Below are 19,714 nucleotides of genomic sequence, written 5' to 3'. Positions count from 1 at the left end.
GCGTCGCTGTGCTGTGAGACGCCGCTCCCAGTGACCACCCCTGCCCGCCGTCGGGCCGGGCGGCGGGCAGAATCAGTGGCCATGTCGGAACGGATCATCGAGAACTATCTCATCGACATGGACGGCGTTCTCGTCCACGAGGAACACCCGATTGCCGGGGCGGACGCGTTTATCGCCGGCGTCATCGCCGCGGGCCTCGGCTTTCTGGTGCTGACGAACAACTCGATCTACACGGCCCGCGATCTGTCGGCACGGCTGTCCCGCTCGGGCCTGGAGATCCCGCCCGAGCGAATCTGGACCTCCGCGCTCGCCACCGCGCTCTTCCTGCACACGCAGCGGCCGGGCGGCTCGGCGTATGTCGTCGGCGAGGCGGGGCTCACCACGGCGCTGCACGACATCGGATATGTGCTCAGCGACAGCTCCCCGGATTATGTGGTGCTCGGGGAAACCCGGACCTACAGCTTCGAAGCGATCACCCGAGCGGTCCGGCTGGTGCGCGACGGCGCCCGCTTCATCGCGACGAACCCCGACCCGACCGGTCCGTCGGTCGAGGGGCTCCTCCCGGCGACAGGTGCCGTCGCCGCCATGATCACCAAGGCGACCGGGGTCACCCCCTACTTCGTCGGCAAGCCGAACCCGCTGATGATGCGCAGCGCCCTGAACACCCTGTCCGCGCACAGCGAGACGACGGTGGTGATCGGCGACCGGATGGACACCGACGNGGTCGCCGGTCTGGAGGCCGGGATGGACACCGTGCTCGTGCTCTCCGGCATCACGACGCACGCCGACATCGAGCGATTCCCCTACCGGCCGAGCGCGGTCGTCGACAGCATCGCCCGGGTCCCGGTGGGGCGGGACGTCCACACGATCGACGGGGCACTCACCGGGGCGACCCGCCGCCCCGCGCCCACCGCCCCCGCCGACGACACGGCACCACGGCACACCACCCAGAGTTGACCTCGCGACCACACGCCGCCGCGAGCTGACCGCCCGGCGGCACCCAAACCCGGGAGGTCAGCCGATCGCCCGGCGCACGCAACGACCGGCCGGCGGCCCCACCGCCGGCCGGGAGACGCGGACTACGGGTCAGGCCACGCCCGCGGAACCCTCACGGTCCGCACCGACGGCGGCCACGCCGACCGGGCAGGACAGGCCCGTGCCGCCGAGGCCGCAGTAGCCGTAGGGGTTCTTGGCGTCCGACAGGTACTGCTGGTGGTACTCCTCGGCGAGGTAGAACGGACCCGCCGGGGCGATCTCGGTGGTGATCGGGCCGTAGCCCGCGCCCTGCAGCACCTTCTCGAACCCGTCCCGACTCGCGTCGGCCGCCGCCGCCTGCGCGTCGGACGTCGTGTAGATCGCCGAGCGGTACTGGGTGCCGACGTCGTTGCCCTGGCGCATGCCCTGGGTCGGGTCATGCCCCTCCCAGAACACCTTCAGCAGCTCCGCGTAGGAGACCTTCGCCGGGTCGAACACGACCAGGACCGCCTCGGTGTGCCCGGTCTGGCCGGAACACACCTCCTCGTACGTCGGATTGGGCGTGGATCCACCGGCGTAGCCGACCGCGGTCGTGTACACGCCGGGAACCTGCCAGAACGCGCGCTCGGCGCCCCAGAAGCAGCCGAGGCCGAACACGGCCGTGTCCAGCCCGGCCGGGAACGGGCCGGTGAACGAGGTACCGAGGACGGTGTGCCGGGAGTCGCCGACGAAAACCGGGCGGTCCCGGCCGGGGAGCGCCTCCTCGGGCGTGGGCAGCGTGGTCTTATGGCGACCGAAGAACATCTGTGCCACCTCCGATGAGTGTCTCCTCTGACAACCATCCAGAGTGGCCGGGCGTTCCCGCGACGCGCCGGGCGCCGGCCGGATTCGGGCGCCGCGAGCCGCGGAGCTGCACCGCGGACCGGGCCGCCACGCGGGCCCGGTCCGGGTGCAGCGCGGGTCAGAGGACGGCGCCCATCAGGGGACGGCCCCCATCAGAGGACCAGGTCCTCCAGCATCGTGGTCACGAGCGCCGCGATCGGCGAACGCTCCGAGCGGGTGAGCGTGACGTGCGCGAACAGTGGGTGACCCTTGAGCGTCTCGATGACCGACGCGACCCCGTCATGCCGACCGACCCGCAGGTTGTCGCGCTGCGCCACGTCGTGCGTGAGCACCACCCGGGAGCCCTGCCCCAGCCGGGACAGCACGGTGAGCAGCACCCCACGCTCCAGCGACTGNGCCTCGTCCACGATCACGAAGGCGTCGTGCAGGGACCGTCCGCGGATGTGGGTGAGNGGGAGCACCTCCAGCATCCCCCGGTCGACGACCTCCTCGATCACCTCCTGGGAGACCAGGGCGCCGAGGGTGTCGAACACGGCCTGTGCCCAGGGCGCCATCTTCTCGTTCTCGCTACCCGGGAGGTAACCGAGCTCCTGGCCGCCGACGGCGTAGAGCGGCCGGAAGACGACGACCCTCCGGTGGGCCCGGCGCTCCATCACCGCCTCCAGGCCCGCGCACAGGGCCAGTGCCGACTTGCCGGTGCCGGCCCGGCCGCCGAGCGAGACGATGCCGACGTCCGGGTCGAGCAGCAGGTCGAGCGCCACCCGCTGCTCCGCGGAACGCCCGTGCAGCCCGAACGCGTCCCGGTCGCCCCGCACCAGCCGGACCTGCTTGTCCGCCGTGACCCGGCCGAGCGCCGAGGCACTGCCGCCCGCCGTGGTGAGCACCAGGCCGGTGTGGCAGGGCAGGTCGGCGGCCTCCAGGATCTCCGTGTACTCGCGGGAGTAGAGCCGGTCGAGATCCTCCTGGGCGACGGTGAGCTCCGCCATGCCGGAGAAGCCGGTGTCCACCGGCGACAGCGCCTGGTACTCCTCCGCCGGCAGCCCCAGCACCGAGGCCTTGACCCGCAGCGGGAGGTCCTTCGTGACCAGCACGACGTCCGCGCCCTCGCGGGCGAGGTTCATCGCGACACACAGGATCCGCGAGTCGTTCGTGTCCACCCGGAACCCCGGTGGAAGGACAGCCGCGTCGGTGTGATTAAGTTCCACCCGAAGCGTTCCCCCACCCGCCAGCGGGATGGGCTGGTCGAGGCGACCGTGCCGGATGCGCAGGTCATCCAGCAGGCGCAGGGCCTCCCGGGCGAACCAGCCCAGCTCCGGGTGGTTCCTCTTGCCCTCCAGCTCCCCTATGACGACGAGGGGGAGCACGACATTGTGCTCCGCGAACCGCAGCAGCGCGCCAGGATCAGAAAGCAGCACGCTTGTGTCGACGACATGCGTTCGTGGCACACGCCCACCCGCTTACTCGGAGGTAGTCCGGGACCGACCCCTCCAGGAGCCGGGCACCGGCCTCCTGGTGTAGTCGCGCTTGCGGCACCGAGGGGCCTCCCGAGAGGTCCGGCACCACGCCGGACCACGGCTTGAGACGCTAGGGCTCTCACGGTAGCTGCCACCTCCCAGGATGGCGACCCACTTCGGGCAACACGTTGCGTTAAGAACGGGAAACGTTTTGCCTCCTCGGGTGCCCATCGTGTCCCTTTCGGTGACATGCCGACCCGATCATGACGCCCCGCAGCGNCCCTCCNCCCCACGGCGCCAACCAGCACCCGCCGACCTCGCCGCGATCCCCACCACCGTCAGACCACAAGATCAATAGAGTCGCACGCGAGCAACAACCCCGTCACGCAGCCGATCCCGTCGGCAGTGATCACGCTCCCCGCGCGGGAGCACCGCGTCGACCGGTGCCCGGCGCGGTGGCGTCGGCAAGCGCAGATGGTTGACGGCGGTTCCACGTCGCGCACGGTCCACTACCTGCGCGTAGGTGGAGGCCGGTCGGGGCGATGTGGCGCGGTTGCGCGGAACCGCGCATACCGGGCTGGCTGGAGCAGGGGTCCGGGGGCAGGGCACGGTTCCGAAATGCACCATGATCGTCGAAGCTGGGGCTGGGGCTGGGGCCGGGGCCGGGGCCGGGGCCGGGGCCGGGCAGTGTGCCCGGTTTCACCGAGCAGCGCGACCAGCACCGCGGGAGAGAACTGGGCCTCGGATGGGGATGGAGACCCGCACCGCAGGGCCTCGGGAGCCTGGCGCGACCCGGCCGCGACCGGCGGCAGCACAGGCTGGCGGCAACCACGGGAGCCGGCGGGCGGCCGGGTTGCAGGGAGCGGTCCGCTCCGTCGGGAAGGGCAGAAAGGCGTCACGGAGAGGTGCGGAAATCGGAGAAAGGGAAGCGGAGGGCACCGGGCGCGCGTGAGCGGAGAACAGGCCGGCGCGACAGGGGTGGGCGGTGCGGTCGGCCTGCTCGGTTGACGATGCCATGGTCCCCAGAAGACCAGGAAAGGTAAGGAGTACCTAACCGAGTCGGATCCTCGGGCCATGTGCGGCCAGGCGGTGATCGGGAGCCNGTCGCGCGGCGGGATCAGGTCCGGACCCGGAGCAAGGAATCGGGCGGCTCCGGCTTGGGAGCCAGGTAACGCGAGTGCCCTTCCCGGCGCGGACGGGGTGGCCGGAAGCCTTTCGGAAACATGGCCAGGTGGCCCGGCAACATCAGGAAATCTGGATGGAACGACTCGGGCTGGATGGATCGGGCGGCACGGGGCCGGACGGACCGCGCTTTCCGGCGGGCGGGCGGCCGGCGGGGGTCCGATTCTCCTACGGATCAGCGCTCCCGCCCTCTTGACGGAAATCCACCGACCAGCCGCGGACGTTGCAGGAAATCCCAAAGACGACACGCACAGACACCCGTGGAACATGCGGGCTGGGGCGCACAGCGAGCGGCGAGCGGGTCCGTTTCCCGGTGAATGCGGGCCTGCTGATCACCTCGAAGCAGACACCCGAATACGTGCCACGTACACGGAATCTGTGACGGAGCGCAACCAGCCGACGTGAGCCGGTCGGGCCCGACGTCCGACGGGAACCGNCTGGCCCACGTCCGGCGGGAGACCAGATCGCGGACGTCCGACGGAGCCCGGCTGACCGACGTCACAGGCCAGCAGCTGGCCGACGTCACAGGCGAGCAGGTGGCGGGAACCTGGCTGGAGGCGGACAGGCGACGGCCCGCGCCGGGCGGGGGAACCGCCCGGCGCGGGCCGGGGTGTCGCGGGAGATGCTGTGTCGCGGGTGTCGCGGGTGATGCTGGTCAGCCGTCGAGGCGGCTGACCAGGGCCTCGTGCTCGGCCCAGAGAGCGGCGGGGAGCCGGTCGCCGAACGTCTGGTAGTGCTCGGGAATCAGCTCGGCCTCCTGCTTCCAGACGTCGATGTCGACCGTGAGCAGGGCGTCCAGGTCGGCTTCGTCGATCTGAAGGCCGTCGGTCGGCAGGGCGTCCCTGGTCGGCAGGACACCGAGCGGGGTCTCCACACCGTCGGCGTGGCCCTCGAGGCGGCCGACGATCCAGGCCAGGACACGGCTGTTCTCGCCGAAGCCGGGCCAGAGGAACTTGCCCTCCGGGCTCTTGCGGAACCAGTTCACGTAGTAGATCCGGGGCAGCTTCGCCTGATCGGCCTTCTGGCCGACCTCCAGCCAGTGGGCGAAGTAGTCGGCCATGTTGTAGCCACAGAACGGCAGCATGGCGAACGGGTCGCGGCGCAGCTTGCCGATCGCGCCGGCCTGAGCCGCGGTCGTCTCGGAGGCGACGATCGAGCCGAAGAAGACCCCGCGCCGCCAGTCGGGCGCCTCGGTGACCAGCGGAACCGCGGTCGCCCTGCGACCGCCGAACAGGATCGCCGAGATCGGCACGCCCTTCGGGTCCTGCCACTCGGAGGCGATGGTCGGGCACTGNCCGGCGGGGACGGTGAACCGCGCGTTGGGGTGCGCGGCGGGCTCGGTGGACTCGGGAGTCCAGTCGCGGCCCTTCCAGTCGGTGAGGTGCCCCGGGGCCTGCTTGGTCAGCCCCTCCCACCAGACGTCGCCGTCGTCCGTNCGGGCCACGTTCGTGAAGACCGTGTTACCCCACAGCGTCTTGATCGCGTTCGGGTTGGTCTGCTCGCCCGTNCCGGGGGCGACACCGAAGAAGCCGGCCTCGGGGTTGACGGCGTAGAGCCGGCCGTCCTCACCGAACCGCATCCACGCGATGTCGTCACCGACAGTCTCCGCCTTCCACCCGGGAAGGGTGGGGATGAGCATTGCGAGGTTGGTCTTTCCACAGGCCGACNGGAAGGCCGNGGCAATGTAGTGAACCTTACCCGCGGGCGACGTCAGCTTGAGGATGAGCATGTGCTCGGCAAGCCAGCCCTCATCGCGCGCCATAACGGACGCGATGCGCAGTGCGTAGCATTTCTTGCCGAGGAGCGCGTTACCACCGTAACCCGATCCATAGGACCAGATCTCGCGGGTCTCCGGGAAATGAGTGATGTACTTCGTCGTGTTGCACGGCCACGGAACGTCGGCCNCACCGGATTCCAGCNGAGCACCAAGCGAATGCACCGCCGGAACAAAGAAGCCATCTTCACCGAGCTGTTCCAGCGCGGGCGCGCCCATACGGGTCATCGTGCGCATGGAAATGACGACGTAGGGCGAGTCGGTGATTTCCACCCCGAGCGCCGAGATATGCGATCCGAGCGGACCCATGCAGAAGGGCACGACATACATCGTGCGACCGCGCATGGAGCCCTCGAACAGGCCCTGGAGCTTGACCCGCATCTCCGCCGGGTCCATCCAGTTGTTCGTGGGGCCGGCGTCCTCGGCCTTCTCGGAGCAGATGTAGGTGCGATCCTCGACCCGGGCCACGTCGCTGGGGTCCGAGGCGGCGTAAAAGCTGTTGGGACGCTTTTCGTCGTTCAGTCGGACCAGGGTCCCCTTCTCGATCAGGAGACTGGTCAGCCGGTCGAACTCNGCCTCCGATCCGTCGCACCACTCAACCCGTTCCGGCTGGGTGAGTTCGGCGATCTCACGCACCCAGGCGACCAGCCTGGCGTGCTTCGTGGGGGCCGCTTCCAGCCCCGGAATCTGTGCCGCGGTCGTCACAGCTCACNCCTCCGGTCGAGTCGAACCCGCCGCGTTCTCGCCCCGTATGCAGGTGCCGACTTCAGTACTCGAACGTTCTCGTTCACGCGCTGACAAAACCCGCGGTACAGGGGCAGTTCGAGGTCGCGTTCAGGATCATTAGACTGTACCGCGCGTTCCCCCCGCAGTCGCGCGATAGCGAGTGGACAGAAGCGTCGGATCCATCACGCACCGGTACGGACGGACCGCCGCCGGGTGACTCCGTCTCGTGGCTGCCGGAAGCCTCGGGTTATCGTCCTGGACGTGGCTTCCCTCACGCAGCAGCCCGCCGGGCCTCCGCAGGCGGACGGCCCCTCCCACCCCCGTGACCTGGTGCGACCACGCATGCGGGGATGGCTACATGCCGGGGCATTCCCCGTAANCCTTGCACTGGGTCTCCTCGCCGTGGCGCTGGCCACCACGCTCCGTGCCCGACTGGGGATCGCAATATACGCGCTGAGTATTGCGGCGCTGTTCGGAACGAGCGCGCTCTACCACCGTACGATGTGGTCGACGTCACGTGCCCGGTCGCGCATGAAACGCCTCGACCATTCAATGATCTTTGTTTTCATCGCCGGCACTTATACCCCTTTTGCCCTCCTTGGGATGCCGGAGCGCACGGCTCGCGTGGTCCTGGCCGTGGTGTGGGGCGGAGCGGCACTCGGCGTGACCATCCGGATGCTGTGGCTGCATTCGCCGCGGTACCTGACCGTGCCGCTGTACATCGCCCTCGNCTGGGTCGCCGTCTTCGTCATCCCGGAGCTGGCTCACCGGGCCGGGATCGCCTCGATGGTCCTCCTGCTGGTCGGCGGCGTCTGCTACAGCCTCGGTGCCATCGTCTACGCCGCGCGGCGACCGGACCCGGCCCCGGCGACCTTCGGCTACCACGAGGTGTTCCACGCCTTCNCCCTCGTCGCCGCGGCCTGCCACTACATCGCCCTGATGTTCGCGATCCGCTGACCCCACCACCCACCCCACCCCAGCCCAGCCCAGGGCCAGTGGCGGTGCGCACTGCACGGTCTGCCCACGCGGACCGTACGCAACGCGCCGCAACCCGCCCGGCATGCCGCCGCGGACCGTGCGGGAGTCAGCGGCCGGGGCCCTCGGCACGGATCTTCTCGACCTGTTCGAGGGCCTCGCGAAGCTGGCGCAGCCAGGTGTCGGAGTTGTCCCCGACCAGCCGGACGCACCAGGCCAGCGCCTCGCTGCGGCTGCGCGCCACGCCGGACTCGACGAGGGTGTCCAGCACCTGACGCTCCGGCTGGCGCAGCCGCGTCATCACCGGCACGGACAGCACGGTGAACANCTCGCTGGCCGCGCCCGCGGTCGCCCCCCACGCGACCTTGCGTCCATAGCGCCGCTCGGCCTCGGCGGCGATGGCGATCCGCTCGTCCCGGGTGCGCTCGCGGAACCCGCGGATCAGGGCGGCGGCCTCCAGGTCAGGCCCGTTCGACGGTGCCACCCCCCCGGGGTGAGAGGCAGCGGCCTGATCGGCGCGGGGTTTCTCGACAGGGGGTTGCTCGAAGGGGAGTTCCCCGACGACGGTGATCTCGTCCCGGTCGACGACCACGGCCGGCGGGCCGGTGAACCATCCGGCGGGGACGTGGGCCGCGAACCAGTCCGGCGCGTCCTGCGCCGGCACCGACTCCGCCCGATCCCCCGGCCTGCCGTAACCACGCCCACGCGGACCGGACATGACGAGTCTCCTCAGGTCCCCCGGCCGGACCCGCGGGCGGGCCCAACCTGCCGAACTGGTCCGGAGCCGTGGCCCCGCCAGGGTGCGCGCCGACACACCCCGCCGACGATTACACGCTTACCGGGTCACGAGTGAAAGTGCTTGGGGCCTCAGGTGGCGACCTTCACGCCGAGCTGCCTGCGAACCTCCTCGGCGGTGTGCACGGGCAGCTCGCAGACGAAGTCGCGGCAGACGTACNCCCCCGGGGCTCCCCGCCCGGCGACCAACGGCCCGCTGGTCACCACGACGGCACCGGGCGCGGTGCCCAGCCGGGCGAGCCGTTCCAGGGCCGGACTGTCCACGACGGCGACCTCGGCCGGTCCGGCGAGCAGCGCCTCGGCGACCGCTCCGGCCCAGCCGGCGAACCGGGCGTCGCGGGACAGCAGCGGCGCGAACCGGGCCACGGTCGCCTCGGCGGTGCTCCGGTGCTCGGCCGAGCCGGTCAGGGCCGCGTAGGTCAGCAGGGCACCCGCCACCGCCGCCTGGCCCGACGGGGTCGCCGAGTCCGAGTCGTCGCGGGGGCGGCGCAGCAGCGCCTCCGCGTCGTCCGCGGTGTCGAAGAAGCCGCCGTCCGGCGCGGCGAACCGGGCCCGGACCACCTCGAGCAGCTCCCCGGCCAGGGTCAGCCACTCCGGATCACCGGTGACCTGGTGCAGGGTGAGCAGCCCCTCGGCGACGTCGCCGTAGTCCTCCAGCACGCCGGCGTTCGTCCCGACCCGGCCGTCCCGGCTGGTGCGCCGCAGCCGGNCCGCCACGAGGTGGACGTCGCGCAGCAGCACGGCCGCGTCCTCGGCGGCGCGGATCCAGGCCGGCTCGTCGAGCAGCGCCCCGGCCTCGGCGAGGGCGGCGATGGCCAGCCCGTTCCACGCGGCGACCACCTTGTCGTCCCGGGCGGGCTGCGGACGGCCGGCCCGGGCGGCGGCCAGGGCCGCGCGCACCGCCGCGAAGCGCGCCGCGTCGGGCGGGTCCGCCGGAAGCTGCAGCACCGACGTCCCGTGCTCGAACGTGCCCTCCGCGGTGACGCCGAAGATCTCCGCTGCCCAGGCACCGTCGTCCGCGCCGAGGGCGGCGCGCAGGCCGGCGGGTGTCCACGAGTAGCTCGCGCCCTCCTCGGGCTGCGCGTGGGCCGCCGGGACGCCCGCCGGCACCGCGTCCGCGTCGAGCGCCGAGGCGAACCCGCCCTGCGGGGTACGCAGGTCGGCGAGCAGGAACGCCGCGGTCTCCCGGACCACCCGCTGGGCCAGCGGCGAGCCGGTGGCCCGCCACAGGTGCAGGTACACCCGCAGCAGCTGGGCGTTGTCGTAGAGCATCTTCTCGAAGTGCGGGACGGTCCACNTCGCGTCGACGCTGTAGCGGGCGAAGCCGCCGGCGAGCTGGTCGTACATGCCGCCGCGGGCCATTCGCTCGCAGGTCAGCGCCACCATCTCCAGGCTGTGCCCGTCGCCGGTGCGGGCGGCGTGGCGCAACAGCATCTCCGCGACCATGGACGGCGGGAACTTCGGCGCCCCGCCGAAACCGCCGTGCCGCGCGTCGAACCGGGCGGACAGGCCCGCGACGGCCGTGTCCAGCAGCGGCGGGCTCAGCTCGTCGGCGACGCCGGAGGTGGGGCTCGCGGCGAGCCCGGCGACCGGGCCGCGCGCCGCCGCCTCCGCCAGCCGGCGGGCGATGTCGGCTCCCGACTCCTCGATCTCCGCCCGCCTGGTCTGCCAGGCGGCGACCACTGCCTCCAGCACCTGGCGGAACGACCCCATGCCCGGCCGGGGCCGGGGCGGGAAGTAGGTGCCCGCGAAGAACGGCTCGGCGGTCGGGGTGAGGAAGACCGTCATCGGCCAACCGCCGTGACCGGTCAGGGCGACGGTGACGTCCATGTAGACGGAGTCGACGTCCGGCCGCTCCTCCCGGTCCACCTTGATGTTGACGAAGTGGTCGTTCATGTAGGCGGCGGTGACCACGTCCTCGAACGACTCGTGCGCCATGACGTGGCACCAGTGGCAGGACGCGTAGCCCACCGAGAGCAGCACGGGCACCCCTCGGCGGGCCGCCTCGGCGAACGCCTCCGGGCACCACGGCCACCAGTCGACGGGGTTGTCCGCATGCTGGAGCAGGTACGGAGACGTCTGCTCCGCCAGCTTGTTCGGCACCGGGCAACTCCTCAGGGTCTGGCGTCGCCCGGGTCTGTGGAGCCCCGGGTCACTGGCTATGCAACCAAAGCGGCGAGCGGCTATGCCCCCACCCGTGCCCCGGCGCGCCGACTGTGGCCATCGGCACCCCCAACTCGCCAGCCACCCCTGCCGGGCGCCGGCGGGTCAGCCCCTCGGCGACGTGTCGTCGAGGGCACCGTCCGATGGGTCAGCCGCGGAAGATGTCGTGGGTACCGACCCGAAGCCAGATCACATGCGGGTCGGTACCGCGACCCGGCAGCGGATCCCCGTACGTCCACAGCGCCCGGCCGTCCGGCGCCCAGGTCATCTCGAACAGGCCCGGCTTCGACGTGAACGCCTTGACCCGCAGCGACGGGTGAAATCGCGGACGGAGAGACCCTGAACGAACAGCCGCCGGGCGGGCAGGAACGCGGCGCGCTGCTCCGGCCGAAGCCGGTGGTGCTCCGCCAGTCCCACCCGTGCCCCGCGGGATGCCTGAACATGCCAGCAGATGCCAGGGGCGGCGTCGGGTGAGACAGGGTGAGACCCGGCACGGCACCATGGCGGCGACCCTCGGGTGGAGGAAAACCGATTGNCGAGGTCGATCATCGTGGCGACCATGGAGGGGAAGATCACCCGGTGCCCGGGACTGCTCGGGCGGCACGGTCCGTTCGTGGTGGCGTGCGGTCGGAACCGGGTTGTGCGGCACCGGATACGCTCGGGGGAAGGCACGATCCCGGCTCCTCCGCTCGCCCACCCGTTCGCCGTCCACTCGCTCGACCGCCGTCCGCCAGGCCGCCGTTGCGCCGCGAGAGCGGTCGAGGAGTCGCCGCGGGCACGCGGCAGGGTTGTCGCAGGGTCGGCGTACCAACGAGTTGGGGTGGCACGAGCGAATGAGTGAGACGGCCGAGCACGGTACCGGCGCCGCGAACGCCACGGCATCCCCGTCCGGCGCTGTANCCCCCTCCGGTGCCACGGCCACGGCCGGGACCGGCGACGAGCCGGGGTTCCGCTACGACGCCCGGCTCGCCGCGGACATCGAGCGCCGCTGGCAGCGCCGGTGGGCCGACGAGGGCACGTTCAACTCGCCGAACCCGGTCGGGCCGCTCGCCGCGGGCTTCGACGAGGTCGCCGGGCGCGAGCCGTTCTACATCATGGACATGTTCCCGTACCCCAGCGGCACCGGCCTGCACGTCGGTCACCCGCTCGGGTACATCGGCACCGACGTGTTCGCCCGCTACCTGCGCATGTCCGGCCGCCACGTGCTGCACCCGTTCGGCTACGACGCCTTCGGCCTGCCCGCGGAGCAGTACGCCATCAACACCGGCCAGCACCCGCGCACGACCACCGACGCCAACATCGCCAACATGCGCCGGCAGCTGTCCCGGCTGGGGCTCGGCCACGACACCCGCCGCGAGATAGCCACGACCGACGTCGGGTACTACCGCTGGACGCAGTGGATCTTCGAGCAGATCTTCGACGCCTGGTACGACCCGCAGGCCGGCCGGGCGCGACCGATCGCCGAGCTGATCGCCGAGTTCGAGGCCGGGACCCGCTCGCCGGCGGCCGGCCCCGCCGCCGGCACCACCGCCGTGTCGGTCGACGCCGTGCGCGCCGCGAACCCGACGGGCCTGCCCTGGGCCGAGCTGGACCGGGTCACCCGCCGCCGGGTCGTCGACGCCCACCGGCTGGCCTACATCTCCGAGCAGCTCGTCAACTGGTGCCCCGGGCTCGGCACCGTGCTGGCGAACGAGGAGGTCACCGCCGAGGGCCGCAGTGACATCGGGAACTACCCGGTGTTCCGNCGGCCGCTGCGGCAGTGGGTGCTGCGGATCACCGCCTACGCCGAGCGGCTGGTCGACGACCTCGACCTGGTCGACTGGTCCGACTCGATCAAGCAGATGCAGCGCAACTGGATCGGCCCGAGCGACGGCGCCGGCGTCGAGTTCGCCGTCGTCCCCCCGTCCGGCTCGGCCGGGGCGGCGCCNGGCCAGCGCATCGAGGTGTACACCACCCGGCCCGACACCCTCGCCGGGGCGACCTTCCTGGTGCTCGCCCCCGAACATCCGCAGGTCGACGCGCTGGTCGCCGACGCGTGGCCGGCCGGCACCCCCGGCGCCTGGCGCTTCCCCGCCGGCCGCGGCCCGGCCGTCGGCGAGGCCGCCGAGGTGGCGGCCGAGGAGGTGGCGGCCGAGGAGGTGGGAGCCGCCGAGGTCGAGGCCGCCGCCGCGGACCCCGCCTGGACGCCGCGCGCCGCCGTCGAGGCGTACCGGGCCTTCGCCGCGCGGCGCAGCGACCGCCAGCGCGGCGAGGAGGTCGACCGCACGGGCGTGTTCACCGGTGCCTACGTGCGCAACCCGGTGGGCGGCGGGCTGCTCCCCGTCTTCCTCGCGGACTACGTGCTCGTCGGCTACGGCACCGGCGCGATCATGGCCGTGCCGGCGCACGACAGCCGGGACTTCAGCTTCGCCCGCGCGTTCGACCTGCCGATCCCGGCGGTGCTGGCGCCGGACGAGCAGTGGTACGCCGAGCACCGGGTGACCCCGGGCGCCCCGCCGTCCGCGTGGCCTGAGGCGTTCGGCGGCGAGGGTGCCTACCTGCCCGGGCCCGCGGGTACGCCGGTGCTCGCCGGCCTGACCAAGCCCGACGCGATCAAGACGACGGTGCGGTGGTTGGAGGACGGCGGCCACGGCCGGCTGGCCCGGTCCTACCGGCTGCGGGACTGGCTGTTCTCCCGGCAGCGCTACTGGGGCGAGCCGTTCCCGATCGTCTTCGACGACGACGGCCTGCCGTACGCCGTCCCGGACGAGCTGCTGCCCGTCGAACTGCCCGAGATGACCGACTTCCGGCCGACGGCGATGGCCGAGGACGACGAGAGCGATCCGGTGCCGCCGCTGGCCCGCGTGGCCGACTGGGCGAGCGTCACGCTCGACCTCGGTGACGGCCCGAAGCGCTACCGGCGCGAGACGAACACGATGCCGCAGTGGGCCGGGTCCTGCTGGTACCACCTGCGCTACCTGGACCCGACCAACACCGAGCGGTTCGTCGACGAGACCGTCGAGCGGTACTGGCTGGCCAAGCCGGGCGCGGCGGCCGGCGACGGCGGCGTCGACCTCTACGTCGGCGGCGTCGAGNACGCGGTGCTGCACCTGCTCTACGCCCGGTTCTGGCAGAAGGTGCTCTACGACCTGGGGCACGTGTCGTCCAAGGAGCCGTTCAAGCGGCTGTTCAACCAGGGCTACATCCAGGCCGACGCGTTCACCGACGCCCGCGGGATGTACGTCCCGGCGGCCGAGGTGAAGCAGACCGACGACGGCCGCTTCACCCACCACGGCGCGCCGGTCGACCGCCGCTCCGGCAAGATGGGCAAGAGCCTGAAGAACAGCGTCAGCCCGGACGAGATGTACGAGCGGTTCGGCGCCGACACGCTGCGCGTCTACGAGATGGCGATGGGTCCGCTCGACGCCGACCGGCCCTGGCACACCGACGACATCGTCGGCTCCCACCGGTTCCTGCAGCGCCTGTGGCGCGCGGTCGTCGACGAGGGCAGCGGCACGGTCGCCGTCTCCGACGAGCAGCTGGACGCCGAGGCCACCCGCGTCCTGCACCGGACGATCATCACGTTGGCGGCGGAGTACGCGGGCCTGCGGTTCAACACGGCCGTCGCCCGGCTCATCGAGCTGACGAACTACGTCTCGAAGCGGTACGGCCAGGCCGCGACGCCCCGGGCGCTGGCCGAGCCGCTCGTCCTGATGGTGGCGCCGCTGGCCCCGCACATCGCGGAGGAGCTCTGGGCGCGGCTCGGGCACGGCGAGTCGGTGAGCCGCGCGGCCTTCCCCGTGGGCGACCCGGCGCTGGCCGCCGAGGCCGAGCGGACCATCCCGGTCCAGGTGAACGGGAAGGTGCGGTTCACCCTCCAGGTGCCCGACGGTGCCGCGGAGCCCGTGATCCGCGAGCTGCTCACCGCGCACCCCGACTACGCGCGCCAGACCGAGGGCCGAACCATCAAGAAGACCATCATCGTGCCCGGCCNCATCGTCAACATCGCCCTGGGCTGACCGCTCCCGCCACCACCCTGCTTATCCGGAGGGATAAATCGGACACGAAACCCTCCGGATAAGCAGAAGATCCGGAAGNGGCCGAGGGGAGACTGCTTAGCGGCCGCCGGGACCCGGGGGGCCGGGCTGGGCGGGCAGGTCGAGATGCTCGCCCTCGCCATCCGTGGCCGCGGCGTCGTCGACGACCTCGCCGTCGATCACCGGGCCGCGCCGGCCGGCCAGCACCGAGCGGCGGCGGATCGCCTGGCGGGGGTCGACCGGGCCGGTGAGCCGGTCGGGATCGACCCCGAGGAAGTCACCGTTCGCCACGTTCGCGCGCATCCGGNGCAGGCTCTTCGAGAGCATGAAGAACAGCCCGGTGGAGACCACGATCAGCCCCACGACGATGAGCAGTCCGAGACCGCCCGCGCTGCTCTCCTGCTCGGCCAGCACGGAACCGGCGAAGATCTCGTTCACGGTGACGTCCTCACACCCGGATCCAAACTCTGCGGTCTACCCGCCGCTGCGCCGCGCGCGAGCGCGCGACCGGCTCCGCCCAGCGGGCGGTGCGCCGTGGGCTCCCGGCGGTGCCCACCCCGACATTACGCCGCGCCGGACCGCCGCCGGCGGGCGCCGATCAGCTCCCGCCGGCCAGCCGGCCACCCGCCGTGCGCACGGTCACACGCCGTTGAACAGGTCGTCCTCGGGCAGCGTGCCGACCTCGATCAGCGATCGGGCGAGTTGGTAGTCCTCGGTGGGCCAGACCTCCCGCTGCACGTCGAGCGGGACCCGGAACCACCATCCGGTGGGATCGACCTGGGTGGCGTGCGCGATCAGGGCGCGATCGCGGGTGGCGAACCAGTCCGCGCACGGCACCCGGGTGGTGAGCCGGCCGGCGTCCGCCGCCCGGTCGGCCCACTCGTCGAGGCGTTCCGTGTAGGGGGACTCCAGGCCGCGGGCCAGCAGCGCCTCGTGTAGCGCGAGGATGCGCTCCTTGTGGAAGGTGAGGTGGTAGTAGAGCTTGAGCGGCTGCCAGGGGGCGAGCCCGGCGTCCNCCCCCNCCTCGGGATAGCGCTCGGGGTCGCCGGCCGCCTCGAACGCCTCGATGCTGATGTTGTGCGTCATGACGTGGTCGGGGTGCGGATAACCGCCGGACTCGTCGTAGGTCGTGATGACCTGCGGCCGGAAGGTGCGAATCAGCCTGACCAGGGGCCGGGCCGCCGCGGTGAGGGGCGTGGTGGCGAAGCGCCCCGGCGGCACGGGCGGCAGCGGGTCGCCCTCGGGCAGGCCGGAGTCGACGAAGCCGAGCCACTCCTGGCGGACGCCAAGGATGCGCCGGGCGTTCTCCATCTCCTCGCGGCGGATCTCGGTGATGCGCTCGGCGACGCCGGGTTGGTCCATCGCCGGGTTGAGGACACTGCCCTCCTCTCCGCCGNTACATGTCACGACCAGCACGTCCACGCCCTCGCTCGCGTAACGCGCCATCGTGGCCGCGCCCTTACTGGACTCGTCATCGGGGTGGGCATGGATGGCCATGAGACGCAGGCCATGCCGCTCGTCGACCGAAGGCATGCCACCATTGTCGCTGACGGCCGGGCCGGACCACGGCCATCGACCTGGGTGGCCGTGGCGTGACCGCCGTGCTACACCACTGTGCGGAACCATGGAGCCCGCCTCCACGTTTGATCTGGAAAAGTCACCCAACGCCGTGGCACAATGCACCGTCCGCGCATGCGGTGACGGGTGNGACGTCGCCGGCCGGCGTACCGACATCGGTGTCGGTCCGGCCCCAGGGGGACCGATGGAGCCCGGCACCCGTTCGCCNTGCTCCCGCTCCGCCAGGCGTGCGGTCTTGGTCCACACCACGGACTGACGGATCACCCGGAAGGGTAGAACCGCTGGTCTGGGGTCTCCCGGNGGTGGACGGCCGGTGCTGGAGTCAGCGGGCTCGACCCTGGATTCCTTGATTCACCTTGATATCGTGACCCTTTTGATGTTCACCGAGGAGCGTGACCCGCGTGACGCAGCAGACTTGGCTCACTCAGGAGGCATACGACCGGCTCCGCTCCGAGCTCGACTACCTCACCGGCCCCTGGNGCACGGAGATCGCGACCAAGATCGAGGCGGCCCGCGAGGAGGGCGACCTCAAGGAGAACGGCGGTTACCACGCCGCCAAGGAGGAGCAGGGCAAGCAGGAGGCCCGGATCCGCCAGCTCTCCGACCTGCTACGGGACGCCCAGGTGGGCGAGTCGCCCGCCACGACCGGTGAGGCCGGTCCGGGCACGGTCGTCGAGGTGCGCTTCCCCGGCGAGCAGGAGACCGAGAAGTTCCTCATCGGCTCCCGCGAGGACCACAGCGCTCCCATCGACGTGTTCTCCCCCGCCTCCCCGCTCGGTGGCGCCGTGAACGGCCACAAGGCCGGCGAGACCGTCAGCTACACACTTCCCAACGGCCGCTCCGCGAAGGTCGAGATCGTCTCGGTCGCACCTTACGGCTCCTGACGGCGCCGGAGCCGGGATCGTCCATGCCACTTGGGCCGGGCCGGGGGTCACCCATCGTGGCTGGCGCGCCGGCACCTTCGCGCCAGTCCGCCCGGACGAGCCAGTCGGCGGGCGCGGGGCTCCTTCGGGCGGGGCGGCCGGCGTACCCCCGACTACGCCTGCAGCGGACGGCAGCCGACTTCGCTGCGCCGCGGGCGGTGTCGACGTACCGTCGACGCGTGGAGGATCTGCCGGCACCGCCCCGTCATTCCATGCCACCGACCGCGACATCCCCGGCCACCGCGCCGGCGGATGCCGCTCCGCCCTATGCCACGGTGGGTGAGCTTCGCCGCAGCGGGCACGTTCACCGGCCCGTCCGCACGGAGCTGCGCGACAACCTCGTCGCCCTGATGAAGGGCGACACGCCGCGCTTCCCGGGCATCGTCGGGTTCGACGAGACCGTCCTGCCGCAGGTCGAGCGCGCCATCCTCGCCGGCCACGACATCGTCTTCCTGGGCGAGCGCGGCCAGGGCAAGACGCGGCTCATCCGCACCCTGGTGAATCTGCTCGACGAGTGGTCGCCCGCCGTCGCCGGCTGCGAGATCAACGACCACCCGTACGTGCCCGTCTGCGGCCGTTGCCGGACGCTGGCGGCCGAGCTCGGCGAGGATCTTCCGATCGCCTGGCGCCACCGCTCCGACCGGTTCGGCGAGAANCTCGCCACGCCGGACACCAGCGTGGGCGACCTGATCGGCGACGTCGACCCGGTGAAGGTCGCCGAGGGCCGCACCCTCGGCGACCCGGAGACGGTGCACTACGGCCTGGTGCCGCGCACGAACCGCGGCATCTTCAGCGTCAACGAGCTGCCCGACCTCGCCGAGCGCATCCAGGTGTCGCTGCTCAACGTGCTGGAGGAGCGCGACATCCAGGTCCGCGGCTACCTGCTGCGCCTGCCGCTCGACCTGCTGCTGGTGGCCTCGGCGAACCCGGAGGACTACACCAACCGCGGCCGGATCATCACCCCGCTCAAGGACCGCTTCGGCGCCGAGGTGCGCACCCACTACCCCCTGCAGCTCGCCGACGAGCTCGCGCTGATCCGCCAGGAGGCCGTGATCTCCTGGGCGGGGTCGCCGCTGGGGACCCCCGAGCTCGCCGAGCACCTGGTGGAGATCGTGGCCCGGTTCACCCGGCTCGTCCGTGACGCCCCGCAGGTCGACCAGCGTTCGGGCGTGTCGGCCCGGCTGGCGGTGGCCGCGGCGGAGACGGTGGCCGCCTCCGCGGTCCGCCGCGCGGCACTGACCGGAGAGGAGACGCCCACCGCCCGGGTGGTCGACCTCGCCGCGATCGTGCCGGCGGTGCGCGGCAAGGTCGAGTTCGACCAGCTCGAGGAGGGGCGCGAGGACGAGGTGCTCGCGCTGCTGCTGCGCCGCGCGATCGCCGAGACGTTCCGGGCTCGCCTCGCCGGAGCCGACCTCACCGGGCTGCAGAACCGGTTCGACGCCGACGGCCCGGTCNAGACGGGCGACATGGTGCCCGCCGCCGAGCTACTGCGCCGGGTCGGTCCGGTGCCCGGTCTCGCGGCGATCCTGAACCGGCTCGGCGTGGACGGCGCGGAGTCGCCCGGCCTCGCCGCGGCGGCGCTGGAGCTGGCGATGGAGGGACTGCACCTCAACCGCCGGCTCGCCAAGGAGGAGCTGCCGGGCCGGACGGTCTACGGCTCCTGACATGNCCGGCTCCTGACATGACACTCGTGGGAGGACCCCGGTGAGCTCCGGCGCATTCCGTTACGGCCCCTGGGACGNCGGGCCCGACCCGCTGGCCTCCCCCTTCACCGCGGCCGGCGCGCTCGACGAGATGTCCCGCCAGATCCTGGAGGGGCGCACCCCCCGGGAGGCGCTGGAGGCGCTGCTGCGCCGCGGCATGCCGGGCCGGCGTGGCCTGGACGACATGCGCCGCGCCATCGAGCGGCGCCGGCGCGAGGCCCGGTCCCGCGGCCGGATGGACGGCACCCTGGAGGAGGTCCGCCGGCTGCTCGACACGGCCGTCGGTCAGGAACGGGCGGCACTGTTCCCCGACCCGTCGGACGAGGCCCGCCTGCGGGAGGCCGAGCTCGACGCGCTGCCCGCCGACCCGGCGCGCGCGGTGCGGTCGCTGGCCGAGTACGACTGGCGTTCCCCGCAGGCCCGCGAGACCTACGAGAAGATCTCCGAGCTGCTGCGCCGGGAGGTCCTCGACAGCCAGTTCAGGGGCATGAAGCAGGCCCTGGAGGGGGCGACGCCGGAGGATTTCGCCCGCATCCGGGACATGATCGGGGCGCTGAACACCCTGCTGGAGGCCGACGCCCGCGGCGAGGACACCGACGCGGCGTTC

7 protein-coding genes and 27 pseudogenes are annotated in these 19,714 nt (G+C 72.0%); 15 read left to right on the top strand and 19 right to left on the bottom strand.

The annotated features are described in order from the left end of the window. Positions 1-81: 81 nt before the first annotated feature. Positions 82-721, top strand: a pseudogene (locus UK94_RS08690) (HAD-IIA family hydrolase); the annotation flags it as partial. Position 722: 1 nt separating this feature from the next. After that, on the top strand, positions 723-957 hold a 235-nt coding region (locus tag UK94_RS44900; RefSeq protein ID WP_235487092.1), incomplete at its 5' end, for an HAD hydrolase-like protein. Positions 958-1,086: 129 nt separating this feature from the next. Here the strand turns inward: UK94_RS44900 and msrA are convergent. The 11 genes and pseudogenes from msrA to UK94_RS44850 all read right to left on the bottom strand — a co-directional run. Continuing rightward, a complete protein-coding gene (gene msrA / locus UK94_RS08685) occupies positions 1,087-1,779 on the bottom strand; it encodes a peptide-methionine (S)-S-oxide reductase MsrA (protein WP_055749394.1) in 693 nt (230 codons plus the stop codon). A gap of 191 nt (positions 1,780-1,970) precedes the next feature. Beyond that, positions 1,971-2,213: pseudogene (locus tag UK94_RS44895) on the bottom strand (PhoH family protein); the annotation flags it as partial. A gap of 1 nt (position 2,214) precedes the next feature. Then, positions 2,215-2,270, bottom strand: a pseudogene (locus UK94_RS44890) (hypothetical protein); the annotation flags it as partial. Between the two features lies 1 nt (position 2,271). Further along, a partial coding sequence (locus tag UK94_RS08680; protein ID WP_268761251.1) for a PIN domain-containing protein occupies positions 2,272-3,263 on the bottom strand: 992 nt, incomplete at its 3' end. A gap of 1,846 nt (positions 3,264-5,109) precedes the next feature. Next, positions 5,110-5,748: pseudogene (locus tag UK94_RS44885) on the bottom strand (phosphoenolpyruvate carboxykinase domain-containing protein); the annotation flags it as partial. Between the two features lies 1 nt (position 5,749). Continuing rightward, positions 5,750-5,889, bottom strand: a pseudogene (locus tag UK94_RS44880) (phosphoenolpyruvate carboxykinase domain-containing protein); the annotation flags it as partial. A gap of 1 nt (position 5,890) precedes the next feature. After that, positions 5,891-5,961: pseudogene (locus tag UK94_RS44875) on the bottom strand (hypothetical protein); the annotation flags it as partial. Position 5,962: 1 nt separating this feature from the next. Continuing rightward, positions 5,963-6,121: pseudogene (locus UK94_RS44870) on the bottom strand (phosphoenolpyruvate carboxykinase domain-containing protein); the annotation flags it as partial. An 11-nt stretch (positions 6,122-6,132) separates the two neighbouring features. Then, a pseudogene (locus tag UK94_RS44865) lies at positions 6,133-6,358 on the bottom strand (phosphoenolpyruvate carboxykinase); the annotation flags it as partial. Positions 6,359-6,374: 16 nt separating this feature from the next. Beyond that, a pseudogene (locus UK94_RS44855) lies at positions 6,375-6,801 on the bottom strand (phosphoenolpyruvate carboxykinase); the annotation flags it as partial. A gap of 1 nt (position 6,802) precedes the next feature. Then, the coding region (locus UK94_RS44850; protein ID WP_235487148.1) for a hypothetical protein at positions 6,803-6,933 on the bottom strand (131 nt) is incomplete at its 3' end. A gap of 401 nt (positions 6,934-7,334) precedes the next feature. Here UK94_RS44850 and UK94_RS44845 point away from each other — a divergent pair. The 3 genes and pseudogenes from UK94_RS44845 to UK94_RS73165 all read left to right on the top strand — a co-directional run. Next, positions 7,335-7,684: pseudogene (locus UK94_RS44845) on the top strand (hemolysin III family protein); the annotation flags it as partial. A gap of 1 nt (position 7,685) precedes the next feature. Continuing rightward, a pseudogene (locus UK94_RS44840) lies at positions 7,686-7,857 on the top strand (hemolysin III family protein); the annotation flags it as partial. Between the two features lies 1 nt (position 7,858). Next, positions 7,859-7,911, top strand: a 53-nt coding sequence (locus UK94_RS73165) for a hypothetical protein (RefSeq protein WP_268761259.1), incomplete at its 5' end; no start/stop codon positions are given. A 127-nt stretch (positions 7,912-8,038) separates the two neighbouring features. Here the strand turns inward: UK94_RS73165 and UK94_RS44835 are convergent. The 5 genes and pseudogenes from UK94_RS44835 to UK94_RS44815 all read right to left on the bottom strand — a co-directional run. Continuing rightward, positions 8,039-8,256 (bottom strand): annotated as a pseudogene (locus UK94_RS44835) (hypothetical protein); the annotation flags it as partial. 1 nt (position 8,257) lies between these two features. Next, positions 8,258-8,647: pseudogene (locus UK94_RS44830) on the bottom strand (hypothetical protein); the annotation flags it as partial. 238 nt (positions 8,648-8,885) lie between these two features. Then, positions 8,886-9,433 (bottom strand): annotated as a pseudogene (locus UK94_RS44825) (N-acylglucosamine 2-epimerase); the annotation flags it as partial. 1 nt (position 9,434) lies between these two features. After that, positions 9,435-10,021: pseudogene (locus UK94_RS44820) on the bottom strand (N-acylglucosamine 2-epimerase); the annotation flags it as partial. Position 10,022: 1 nt separating this feature from the next. After that, on the bottom strand, positions 10,023-10,827 hold an 805-nt coding region (locus UK94_RS44815), incomplete at its 3' end, for a DUF255 domain-containing protein (RefSeq protein WP_235487088.1). A gap of 960 nt (positions 10,828-11,787) precedes the next feature. Between UK94_RS44815 and UK94_RS44810 the strand changes: the two are divergent. The 4 pseudogenes from UK94_RS44810 to UK94_RS44795 all read left to right on the top strand — a co-directional run. Then, positions 11,788-12,631, top strand: a pseudogene (locus tag UK94_RS44810) (class I tRNA ligase family protein); the annotation flags it as partial. Position 12,632: 1 nt separating this feature from the next. Beyond that, positions 12,633-12,814: pseudogene (locus UK94_RS44805) on the top strand (hypothetical protein); the annotation flags it as partial. Between the two features lies 1 nt (position 12,815). Then, positions 12,816-13,961 (top strand): annotated as a pseudogene (locus UK94_RS44800) (class I tRNA ligase family protein); the annotation flags it as partial. A 1-nt stretch (position 13,962) separates the two neighbouring features. Beyond that, positions 13,963-14,859 (top strand): annotated as a pseudogene (locus UK94_RS44795) (class I tRNA ligase family protein); the annotation flags it as partial. A gap of 683 nt (positions 14,860-15,542) precedes the next feature. Here UK94_RS44795 and UK94_RS44790 read toward each other — a convergent pair. The 3 pseudogenes from UK94_RS44790 to UK94_RS44780 form a co-directional block, all read right to left on the bottom strand. Next, positions 15,543-15,918, bottom strand: a pseudogene (locus tag UK94_RS44790) (mycothiol conjugate amidase Mca); the annotation flags it as partial. A gap of 7 nt (positions 15,919-15,925) precedes the next feature. Continuing rightward, positions 15,926-16,299: pseudogene (locus UK94_RS44785) on the bottom strand (PIG-L family deacetylase); the annotation flags it as partial. A 1-nt stretch (position 16,300) separates the two neighbouring features. Then, positions 16,301-16,529 (bottom strand): annotated as a pseudogene (locus UK94_RS44780) (mycothiol conjugate amidase Mca); the annotation flags it as partial. A 353-nt stretch (positions 16,530-16,882) separates the two neighbouring features. On the opposite strand from UK94_RS44780, the pseudogene UK94_RS44775 reads away from it, so the two are divergent. From UK94_RS44775 to UK94_RS44760, 6 genes and pseudogenes are all read left to right on the top strand, one after another. Further along, positions 16,883-16,960 (top strand): annotated as a pseudogene (locus UK94_RS44775) (transcription elongation factor GreA); the annotation flags it as partial. A gap of 1 nt (position 16,961) precedes the next feature. Continuing rightward, a partial coding sequence (gene greA / locus UK94_RS08635; protein WP_235487087.1) for a transcription elongation factor GreA occupies positions 16,962-17,365 on the top strand: 404 nt, incomplete at its 5' end. 251 nt (positions 17,366-17,616) lie between these two features. After that, positions 17,617-18,059: pseudogene (locus UK94_RS75900) on the top strand (magnesium chelatase); the annotation flags it as partial. Position 18,060: 1 nt separating this feature from the next. Continuing rightward, a pseudogene (locus UK94_RS44770) lies at positions 18,061-18,858 on the top strand (magnesium chelatase); the annotation flags it as partial. A gap of 1 nt (position 18,859) precedes the next feature. Then, positions 18,860-19,068: pseudogene (locus UK94_RS44765) on the top strand (magnesium chelatase); the annotation flags it as partial. A 78-nt stretch (positions 19,069-19,146) separates the two neighbouring features. Continuing rightward, positions 19,147-19,714 (top strand): annotated as a pseudogene (locus UK94_RS44760) (hypothetical protein); the annotation flags it as partial.

Source organism: Frankia sp. AvcI1 (assembly GCF_001420875.1).
Classification (GTDB): domain Bacteria; phylum Actinomycetota; class Actinomycetes; order Frankiales; family Frankiaceae; genus Frankia; species Frankia alni.
Note: the sequence above shows the minus strand (reverse complement) of the source record. Positions and strands in the feature narration are given on the sequence as shown.